The organism is Tardiphaga sp., from assembly GCF_025356345.1.
Lineage (GTDB): Bacteria > Pseudomonadota > Alphaproteobacteria > Rhizobiales > Xanthobacteraceae > Tardiphaga.
Window position 1 is genome coordinate 1 of record NZ_JANXTC010000040.1, and the last position, 9,872, is coordinate 9,872.

The following is a 9,872-nucleotide window of genomic DNA, read 5'->3' on the forward strand; positions in this document are numbered from 1 at the left end:
AGGATCGCCTCGCGGCCCGCAAGCGGCTCGCGGATGATGCTGGAGAAGAAGCCCGACGACGCCGCATTGGGCTTGCCGGGCCGCACGCAAATATTCGGCAGGCGAATGCCAACGCCATCGAGAAAGCCGCGGCGCGAATAATCGGCCAGCAGCAATTCGCAGATCGCCTTCTGGGTACCGTAGCTGGACAACGGCGTATGGAAAAACTCGTCCGCGATGGCCCCGCGATAGGGCGCGCCGAACGTCGCGATCGACGAGGTGTAGACCACGCGCGGCGTATAATTTTCCGTGACGCGGATTGCCTCGAACAACGCGCGGGTGCCGTCGAGATTGACGGCATAGCCCTTGTCGAAATCCTGCTCCGCCTCGCCCGAAACGACCGCGGCCAGATGGAAAATGAGATCCGGTCGCGACGCCAGCAACACACCGGCCGCATCGGGATGCGCCAGATCCACGACCAGATATTGCGCAAAACTGGAATCGCCGCCGGGATCGCCGGTGACGGCATCGGCCATCACCAGGCCGGTAATAGCGACGCCGCCGATACGGCCGTCCTTGAGCAGCCGCTCGCACAGCTTGCGGCCGATCATGCCGGCGGCGCCGATGACGAGGACCTTCATACTTTGGGTGCCGACAGCTTGTAGATTTCCAGCGCGTCGGCCCCGGCGCCGCGCGTCGCCGCGGCCATCCGGAACAGTTGCGCGGCCAGCGCCGCCATCGGCACCGGCGTGCCGGTGTCGTGGGCAACGTCGACGACGGTGTCGAGATCCTTCAGCATGGTGCTGATGTGACCGAGCGGCGGCGTATGGATGCCGGCTACCATGCGCGGCACGAACAATTGCAGCGGGATCGAATCGGCAAAGCCGCCGGCCAGTGCCTCCGGCAGACGCTTAGCGTCGATGCCGGCATTGACGGCGAGCCGCGTCGCCTCCGCCAGCACCGCCATGGCGCAGCCGACAATCACCTGGTTGCAAAGCTTGGTGGTCTGGCCTGCACCGGTCGGTCCCATATGGGTGAAGCCGCGCGCCATTTTGAGAATATAGGGCCGGACGCGTTCGACATCGGCGGCGTCGCCGCCAGCCATGATCGCAAGTGTCCCTTCCTGCGCGCCCTTGGTGCCGCCGGACACCGGGGCGTCGATCCAGCCCATGCCGTTCGCAGCCTTCAGCCGCGCGGCAATCGCCCGCGTCGCATCGGGATGGATGGAGGAGAAGTCTACCACGAGTTTCCCAACCCCCGGCACGCTGGCGAGGCCGCCAGCCCCGAACACGACCTCTTCCACCGCCGCGGCGTCGGTGACGCACATGAAGATGATCCCGGCATTGGCGGCTACCACCGCCGGCTTGGTCGCCACCGTCGCGCCGGCCTCCACCAGAGCCACGGCCTTGCCGGGCGAACGATTCCAGACCGTGACGTCGTAGCCGGCGGCGAGCAGCCGCTGCGTCATCGGCAGCCCCATCAGCCCGAGGCCGAGATAGCCGACCCGCTCGTGGCCGTCCGCTGTTTCCGTCATGACTGCTCCGCCGCCTCTTCGCTCACTGCATCTTGCGAGCAGAACCCTCAACCCCGAATTGTCGCCGGCGCTGCGCTTGTGCGCTGTCTACGCTGCGACCGGCCCCGCATCAACGATGATATCAACCGACCGGTGCTTGCTGCATGTTGCGGCAGTGCGAGAACGTTTGTTGGGCAGACGATCGCTTGAATGATTGTTTGAAGCATGAAAGGCTTTGCAATAGCGCGGCTTTCGATGGCCGGCTGGTCATCTTCAACGGAGTAGCGGGCATGAAGCTGAATTTGTCGACATGGATGATGGCGGCGGCGTTAGCCGCAACTACGCTGGCGAGTGCAGCGCACGCGCAGACGATTCCGACCATCCGCGTCGGCTGGACCATTCCGGCCGAAGAATCCAAATACTGGATGATGAAGCGCCCGACCGAATTCAGCAATCTCGGCAAGGTCTACAATATCGAGTGGACGCAATTCCAGGGCACCTCGCCGATGACCCAGGCGCTGGCGGCCGGCGCGCTGGACTGCGCCACCCAGGGCGTGCTGTCGCTCGCCAATGGCGTCAACGGCGGAAATCTCAAGGCCTATATCGTCGCGCAGCACGTCTCCGAAAAGCCCGGCAGCTTCTCGGTCTACTGGGCGGTGAAGGACGACTCACCGATCAAGACCATCGCCGATCTGAAAGGCAAGAATGTCGGTATCTCGGTGATCGGCGGCGGCACCTATGGCCCGTTCAAGATGCTGATGAAGGCCGGAGGTATCGATCCCGAGAAGGACATCAAGCTGGTCGAGATCGGCTTCGCCGCCTCCGAGGACGCGTTGCGCCAGGGCCGCGTCGACGCCATCAACATGAACCAGCCGTTCGCCGCGCGCATGGAAGCCAAGGGCGGCACGCGAAAACTGTTCTCGCTGAACGAGGCGATGCCGAACATCGTGCATATTCTCGAAGCGTGCCGCGCCGATTTCGTCGACAAAAATCCTGACATCGCCAAGGCCTATGTGGCGGATATCACGCTTGGCATGAAGAAGGCGCTGGCCAACCGCGACGAGACCCTGAAAGTCGTCAACGAAGTCATGAAGGCGCCGATCCCGGTGCTGGAGACGTATTTGCTGAAGGAAAACGATTTTTCGCGTGAGCCCGGCGCCGCGCCAAATTTCCCGGCGATGCAGAAGATGCTCGACATCTACACCGAGGCCGGCATGTTGCCAAAGATGGACGTCATGCAGTTCAAGCACCCGACCATCGTCGCGCCGATCCAGTAGGGACTTGCATCCCCACTCCCCCAGCGCAGCAAAGCTGCGCGCAGCGGGAGTGGGGGCCTGAGCGAAGCGAAGCCGGGAGAGGGCCGCCACAAGAAGTTGTTATTCCGGGGCGCGAGAGCGAGGCTCGCGCCGCGCACGCCCCGGAATGACCATCAATGGGGCGCCCACCACCCCGGCCTCCCCTTCAGCAATGCTGCGTATTGCTTCGTTCGGTCGACCCTCCCCATTGCTACGCGGGTGGAGGTACTTTCGCGACGTCCGTGCTAGATTTCAAAAACCGAATTCCGAAAGCCCCCGATGAACAAATGGCGCTCCCGTATCACCACGGATGGACTCGATCGCGCGCCGCACCGCGCCTTCCTGCGGGCAACCGGGCTCGATGACGCGGACATCGCCAAGCCGATGGTCGGCATCGTCAGCATGAAGGGCGATCTGTCGCCCTGCAACATGACGCATGATTTTCAGGTCGCCGCCGCGCGCGACGGCGTCAGCGAGGGCGGCGGCACGCCGCGCGAATTCTCCACCATCTCCGTCTCCGATGGCATCAGCATGGGCCACGAGGGTATGAAATTCTCGCTGCTGTCGCGCGAGATCATCGCCGATTCCATCGAGGCGGTCGTGCACAGCTACGCCTTCGACGCGTTGATCGGTTTTGGCGGCTGCGACAAGACGCTGCCTGGCGTGATCATGGGCATGGTGCGCTGCAACGTACCGTCGATCTTCATCTATGGCGGCAGCGCGCTGCCCGGCAGCTACGACGGCAAGACCATTACCGCGCTGGATTCCTACGAGGCGGTCGGCTCCTTCATGACCGGCGAGATCGACGCCATCACGCTGGAAGGCATCGAGCGCGCCTGCCTGCCGACGGTCGGCGCCTGCGCCGGCCAGTTCACCGCCAACACCATGGCGATGGTCTCCGAGGCGATGGGCCTGACCATGCCGAATATTTCGATGGTGCCGGGCGTCTATGCCGAACGCGCGCATTATGCGCGCCGCGCCGGCCGGCTGATCATGGACATGCTGCGGCGGGGCAGCCCGCTGCCGCGCGATCTCGTCACGCGAAAATCGCTGGAAAACGGCGCGGCGATCGTCGCGGCCACCGGCGGCTCGACCAATGCCGCGCTGCACCTGCCGGCGATCGCCAACGAGGCCGGCATTCCCTTCACCATCGACGATGTCGGCGAAGTATTTTCGCGCACGCCGCTGATCGGCAATTTGCGGCCCGGCGGCAAGTACACCGCCAAGGATGTCTATGACATCGGCGGCTGCGCGGTGGTGATGCGCGCGCTGATCGAGAGCGGCCACATCGATGGCTCGTGTCTGAGCATCACGGGGAAAACCCTCGCCGAGGAATATGGCAATGCCAAATTGGCCGACGGCGAGGTGATCTACAGCGCGGCGACGCCGATCATGCCGGATGGCGGCGTCGCGGTTTTAAAGGGTAACCTCGCTCCCGACGGCGCGGTGATCAAGGTCGCCGGGCTGAAGAAGACAGTGTTCGAGGGCAGCGCGCGCGTGTTCGAGGACGAGGATTCATGTGTCGCGGCGGTGAAGGCGCAAACCTATCGCGAAGGCGACGTATTGATCATCCGCAATGAGGGTCCGGTTGGCGGCCCCGGCATGCGCGAGATGCTCGGCGTCACCGCGCTGATCTACGGCCAGGGCATGGGCGAGAAGGTGGCGCTGATCACCGACGGCCGCTTTTCCGGCGCGACCCGCGGCATGTGCATCGGCTATGTCTCGCCGGAGGCCTTTGTCGGCGGTCCGCTGTCGCTGGTGCGCGACGGCGACCGGATCCGCATCGATGCGCCCGCACAGCGGATCGACCTGCTGATCGACGACGTCGAATTCGCCGCACGCAAGGCCGCCTGGGTGCAGCGCCCGCCGCGCCACCGCGCCGGCGCGCTGTCGAAATATGCCAGGCTGGTGGGACAGGCTCCGGGCGGCGCGGTGACGCATGCCGGCGCCGCGGAATGGCCGTGGTACGATTAGCCAAGCCCGGCCGTCATCGCGTCAGGCGGCGCGAACCGTGGCCAGGAATCGGGTGACCTCGTCCTGCAGATGACCGCTCTCGTCGCGCAATGAACGGGCAAGGCCATGCACCTGGCCTGATGCCACTCCGGTATCCGCCGCGCCGCGGTTAACATCGGCGATGCTGCCGGAGACCTGGTTGGCGCCCTGCGCGACCTGCTGCACGCTGCGGGAAATTTCCTGGGTCGCGGCCCCCTGCTGTTCCACCGCCGCCGAAATCGACTCGGAGATCACCGAGATCTCACGGATGGTCTCGCTGATCTCCTGGATCGCGGAGACCGACAGGCCGGTCGCAGACTGCATCTGGGCGATCTGCGCGCTGATTTCGTCGGTCGCCCTGGCGGTCTGCGCGGCGAGCGCCTTCACTTCGGAAGCGACCACGGCAAAGCCGCGCCCGGCCTCGCCGGCACGCGCCGCTTCGATGGTCGCGTTAAGCGCCAGCATGTTGGTCTGCTCCGCGACCGCGCTGATCATCTTGACGACCTCGCCAATCCGGCCGGCCGACAGCGCCAACTCGCCGATCCGCGCATTGGTCTGCTCGGCTTGCTGCACGGCCGCGCGCGAAATCCGGTGCGATGCGAGAACCTGACGGCTGATCTCCGACACCGACGACGCCATCTGCTCGGATGCGCTGGCCGCTGATTGCGCATTCGCCGAGGATTGCTCGGCGGCCGTGGCCACCGTCGCGGCCAGCGACTGGGTCTCGCCGGCAGTCCGGGTCAGGCTGCCCGCCGCGGATTCGATTTCGGACGACGCCGCCGATACCGTCTGCACGATCTTGCCGATCGCCTGGTCGAACCCGTTTGCCATCTGTTGCATGGTGGTCCGGCGGTCCTGTTCGCCGCGCGCGGCCAACGCCAGAGTATCGGCCTCCATCGTGCCGACCCGGATGGCATTGTCCTTGAACACCTGAACGGTGCGCGCCATGGCGCCGACCTCGTCGTGGCGGCCGAGCGAAGGCACACTGATCCGCAGGTCACCATCGGCAAGGCCCTGCATCACGCCGGTGATTTCGATCATGGGCCGGATCACTCCCAGCGCAACGCCGACCAGCCCGGCTCCGATGATCAGCGAGACGAGTATCGACACAATCCACAATGTCGTGGTCAAAAAGCCAACTCTGCCCTGCGCGGCTGCTTCGGTCGCCGTGTTGTCCTGGTTGGTCAGTTTGACGATGTCGTCGATGATCGCGCGGTGCGCCGCATAGGCCTCGGTAACCGCCGCATAGGCTATCGTTGCCGACGCCGTGTCGCCCTTGGCAAGCGCCGGGACGAGCTTCTGGTCTACCCCGGTCCAGAAGCGCCTGACGTCGCCGTCCGATTGCTCCACCAGCCGGGTCTTGATGGCCGGGCCGAGATCGGACTTCGACCAGAATTCCCGCCGCTCGTCATAGTCCTTCTTCAGTTGGCCCAGCCGTTCGACACGTGCCTTCAGCGACGCGGGGTCCCGCATCGCCAGGGTGATTTCGAGGTAGGCCTCGATCACATAGGCCGGCGGTGGAAGGATGTCCGCGACCAGATCATTGCCCAGCTTGATCCGGTCATACAATGGCCCGCCGACTTTCAGCTGCGTCAGCCCGTAGATGCTGGTCGCGATGATGGCGCCAAGACCGACAGCCGTCACGAGACCGAACAGCAAGATGACACGTGAAATCGTCAGGCGCATTTTCATGCCGCTCATTCTCCTGTGGCCCAATGGGCTTCAGCTCGATTGGAAAATTTGAAATGCCTTAAGCTCGCCCGTCTATCTCCGCGAGATAGAGGCTGCCTGAATACCCATGGGCGATGGATTTACATCGGCGCTGACAGCAACCGATGGAAGGGCGCCGCGCCGCGCATGGCATGCGTGCCCGCCGCACCGACAAAGCGTGGATCAACAAACAACATCAGAGATTATTTCTGGTCGGATGGCTCGAACGGCCATCGCGACGCGCAATGAGCACGACAGGCAAAACGTCATCTTCTACACATATCGCAAAAAGATAACGATACCGTTACGCCTGTTAACGTCCACCTTGCTCAATAACTGAAATTCATGGCAGCCCAGCCCCTGATATTATGGTTGACATTTAATCCAATGGCCACGGCGAAGCCGTCGAAGACCGCCGCCATCGGCGTCGCCTTCGAATGCCGGTTTACTAAAACGGGGCATTCGCGCGCGACTACCGCAAGGAGTTCGGCGAACGGCCACCGGAAACGCTGCGGCGGGACGATTAGGATCTGGCTGGTTTAAGCAATCGCTCTATCGTGCGGGCGGCTTTTGCGGGTGTCAGACCGCCGTCGCGGCCCGGAGATCATCCGCCGTCGCGGCCCTCAGTCCAACGGAAGCAATGGCGCGGCGAGCGGCGGCGACGAGGTCTTCATTGCCGGTCGCGCGCGTACCATCCGGCAACAACTCATTGTTCTCGAAGCCGACGCGGATGTGGCCGCCGAGCAGTGCCGCCGCGGTGACACAAGCGGTCTCCTGCGCGCCGAAGGCGCAGACGCTCCAATGCTCGAAGGCCGGCGCGTGACTCTCGATGAAGGGCAGCAGGTCACGCGGGCTGGAGGTCTGGCCGGCGGTGTAGCGACCGAGTACGAACAGCACCGGCAGCCGCTCGAACGGCACCAGGCCGCGCTTGCGGAAATCGGCGAGACGGATGGCATCCTCGATATCGTACAGAATAATCTGCGGCGTCACCGCCTCGGCCTTCATCCAGCCGAGCAGATCGGCGAAAGCGCGCTCTTCCGACGCGTCCGGCACCAGCTCGCGCAGCGCCAGCGAGGCGGCCTCCGGCTTGACATCGCGGATCACGGCGCGTTGCGCGGCGGGCGCGTATTTGCCGAGCGCCTCGCTGGTGATCTGGATCACCAGCCGGTCGCCGACCGCGCCGCGGATCGACGATATTGCCGCCTTGTAAGCGGCGGCATCGAGCAGATGCGTGCCGTCCGGGTTGCGGACATGGGCGTGGATCATGGCCGCGCCAGCCTCGAGGCAGCGCGCGGCGGTCACCGCCAGCTCCGCTGGAGATAGCGGCACGGCGGGATGATCCGCCTTGACCTTGCGGCCGCCATTGGGGGCGACCGCGAGCGCAACGGGCAGCACGGTCAGGAAATCGCGGCGATGACGGCGATCTCGACCTTGATCGAGGGATCGGCGAGCCGGGCTTCGACGCAAGCGCGGGCCGGCGTGTTGTCCTGCGGCACCCAGCTGTCCCAGACCGTATTGAATTTGGCGAAATCGCCCATGCTCGGCAGCCAGACGGTGACGCTGAGCATCCTGGTCTTGTCGGTTCCGGCTTCCTTGAGCAGCGCGTCGATCTTGGCGAGCACTTCCGTGGTCTGTGCCTCGATGGAGCCGGTGTAATCATTCGGCACCTGGCCGGCGAGATAGACGGTGTTGCCGTGAATGGCAGCCTGGCTGAGACGCTTGCCGGGGACGAGACGCTTGATCATGGGAGTATCTTTCGTTGAAGCGGCGGAAACCGGCGGGACCTTCTCCGCTCGCGGCGGGAACGTCAAGCCGCCGGAACCAGCCATCGGAAGGCTGGTTAAAGCGAGCGCTGGCCTTCCGCAACTGGGATACGAGCCTTGCCAGTATGATCCGGTGAGCCGCGGCCCGGATGGATCGCTGAGCCGGGAGGCGCAGCCTATTCCGCCATCCGGCTGCGCCGCGCGGCCTTGCCGAATTCGACGATCGCGGCCGGCGCCGGCAGCCTGAGCCGGCGACCGTGCTGCAGATAGAGGAAGGCGAGGCGGGTCGGATCGGACAGGTTCCAGATTTCCAGCGCGGTGCGGTGACCGAGCATCGTCACCGGCGGGTCATGCGCGATGACATGGGCCATCACGGTCCATTTCGGCGCCTTGCCGACCCGCTGCTTCGGCTTCTTCGAAGTGTTTTCATTAGCCGCGCGCCAGCGCGCCGCGGGCCGGCGGCGACGGCTCAGGAGCCACGAAAAGACGCGCAAAATGAGGGACATGGGCAATCTTCGACGATCTGTGCATGGAACCCGCGGGTGATCCCGGCGGCCTGACACGTGACGGCAGTCTACACCGGTTTTACGGGGGATGCGACCGCGCTAGTGTCGCTTGTCTGTTATACCCGGCCGACGAATCAGGGATTGACCTGCCGCATGTCCGCTTCCGCCACAGCTTCCGCCCGCACCGATGAGTCCGATATCGCCCCGAACGCCCTTTCCGTCCTGAATTCGGTGTTCGGCCTGCCCGGGTTCCGCGGCGAGCAGGAGGCGATCGTTCGCCATGTGACCGCGGGCGGCAACTGCCTGGTGCTGATGCCGACCGGCGGCGGCAAGTCGATGTGCTACCAGTTGCCGTCGCTGCTGCGCGAGGGCTGCGGCATCGTGGTGTCGCCGCTGATCGCGCTGATGCGCGACCAGGTCGCCGGCCTGCTCGAAGCCGGCGTCAAGGCAGCGGTGCTCAACTCCACCTTGTCCTGGGACGAGGCCAACGAGGTCGAGCGGCGGCTGCTCGCCGGCGATCTCGATCTGCTCTACGTCGCACCCGAGCGGCTGCTGACGCCACGCTGCCTGGCGATGCTGGGCCGCGCCAGGATCGCGCTGTTTGCGATCGACGAGGCGCATTGCGTGTCGCAATGGGGCCACGACTTCCGGCCGGAATATATCGGCCTGTCGGTGATCGCCGAACGCTTTCCCGACGTGCCGCGGATCGCGCTGACCGCGACCGCCGATGATCTGACCCGTCAGGAGATCTCACATCGGCTCGGCCTCGACGACGCGCCGAGTTTCGTCGCCAGCTTCGATCGCCCGAACATCAAGTATGAGATCGTCGACAAGACCAATGCGCAGAAGCAGCTGCAGGAATTCATCGCCGAGCGCCACGCCGGCGAGGCGGGCATCGTCTATTGCCTGTCGCGCGCCAAGGTCGAGGATACCGCGAAGGCGCTGAACAAGGCCGGCGTCTCGGCGCTGCCCTATCATGCCGGGCTCGACGCCAATGTGCGCGCGCACAACCAGGACCGCTTCATCAACGAGGACGGCATCGTAATCGTCGCCACCGTCGCCTTCGGCATGGGCATCGACAAGCCCGACGTGCGCTTCGTCTGCCATCTCGATC

General features: G+C 64.8%; 9 protein-coding genes. 3 read left to right on the forward strand and 6 right to left on the reverse strand.

Annotated features, from left to right (window positions below; genetic code table 11):
• Together Q0S16_RS02085 and Q0S16_RS02090 are read right to left on the reverse strand one after the other, a co-directional pair.
• Window positions 1-620 (reverse strand): NAD-dependent epimerase/dehydratase family protein (locus Q0S16_RS02085; protein ID WP_295844483.1); only part of this gene is annotated, 620 nt, incomplete at its 3' end.
• The gene (locus Q0S16_RS02090; protein WP_295844484.1) at window positions 617-1,513 is read right to left on the reverse strand and encodes an NAD(P)-dependent oxidoreductase; all 897 of its coding nucleotides are present in this window, start codon (window positions 1,511-1,513) and stop codon (window positions 617-619) included. The genes Q0S16_RS02085 and Q0S16_RS02090, both read right to left, overlap by 4 nt.
• 296 nt (window positions 1,514-1,809) lie before the next feature.
• Between Q0S16_RS02090 and Q0S16_RS02095 the strand changes: the two genes are divergently transcribed.
• Both Q0S16_RS02095 and ilvD read left to right on the forward strand, forming a co-directional pair.
• Window positions 1,810-2,769, forward strand: a complete 960-nt coding sequence (locus Q0S16_RS02095) for an ABC transporter substrate-binding protein (RefSeq protein WP_295844500.1) — start codon at window positions 1,810-1,812, stop codon at window positions 2,767-2,769.
• Between the two features lie 297 nt (window positions 2,770-3,066).
• Window positions 3,067-4,761, forward strand: coding sequence for a dihydroxy-acid dehydratase (gene ilvD, locus Q0S16_RS02100; protein WP_295844487.1), 1,695 nt, complete (start codon window positions 3,067-3,069; stop codon window positions 4,759-4,761).
• Window positions 4,762-4,782: 21 nt separating this feature from the next.
• Here ilvD and Q0S16_RS02105 read toward each other — a convergent pair whose 3' ends face one another.
• The 4 genes from Q0S16_RS02105 to Q0S16_RS02120 form a co-directional block, all read right to left on the reverse strand.
• Window positions 4,783-6,471, reverse strand: coding sequence for a HAMP domain-containing methyl-accepting chemotaxis protein (locus Q0S16_RS02105; protein WP_295844489.1), 1,689 nt, complete (start codon window positions 6,469-6,471; stop codon window positions 4,783-4,785).
• A 597-nt stretch (window positions 6,472-7,068) separates the two neighbouring features.
• Entirely contained in the window at window positions 7,069-7,884 is an 816-nt protein-coding gene (locus tag Q0S16_RS02110) for a 3-keto-5-aminohexanoate cleavage protein (protein WP_295844492.1), read from the reverse strand.
• 2 nt (window positions 7,885-7,886) lie between these two features.
• Window positions 7,887-8,234 (reverse strand): RidA family protein, encoded by a 348-nt coding sequence (locus Q0S16_RS02115; protein ID WP_295844494.1) that lies wholly within the window; start codon window positions 8,232-8,234, stop codon window positions 7,887-7,889.
• A gap of 194 nt (window positions 8,235-8,428) precedes the next feature.
• Window positions 8,429-8,758 carry a hypothetical protein gene (locus tag Q0S16_RS02120; protein WP_295844495.1) on the reverse strand — a complete coding sequence of 110 codons (330 nt, stop codon included), beginning with the start codon at window positions 8,756-8,758 and terminating at the stop codon, window positions 8,429-8,431.
• 153 nt (window positions 8,759-8,911) lie between these two features.
• Here Q0S16_RS02120 and Q0S16_RS02125 point away from each other — a divergent pair.
• On the forward strand, window positions 8,912-9,872 hold a 961-nt coding region (locus Q0S16_RS02125), incomplete at its 3' end, for a RecQ family ATP-dependent DNA helicase (RefSeq protein WP_295844499.1).

Coding starts and splice junctions, on each gene's coding strand:
- Q0S16_RS02105 (WP_295844489.1), bottom strand. CDS start 6,471: ATGAAAATGCGCCTGACGATTTCACGTGTCATCTTGCTGTTCGGTCTC.
- Q0S16_RS02120 (WP_295844495.1), bottom strand. CDS start 8,758: ATGTCCCTCATTTTGCGCGTCTTTTCGTGGCTCCTGAGCCGTCGCCGC.
- ilvD (WP_295844487.1), top strand. CDS start 3,067: ATGAACAAATGGCGCTCCCGTATCACCACGGATGGACTCGATCGCGCG.
- Q0S16_RS02090 (WP_295844484.1), bottom strand. CDS start 1,513: ATGACGGAAACAGCGGACGGCCACGAGCGGGTCGGCTATCTCGGCCTC.
- Q0S16_RS02095 (WP_295844500.1), top strand. CDS start 1,810: ATGGCGGCGGCGTTAGCCGCAACTACGCTGGCGAGTGCAGCGCACGCG.
- Q0S16_RS02115 (WP_295844494.1), bottom strand. CDS start 8,234: ATGATCAAGCGTCTCGTCCCCGGCAAGCGTCTCAGCCAGGCTGCCATT.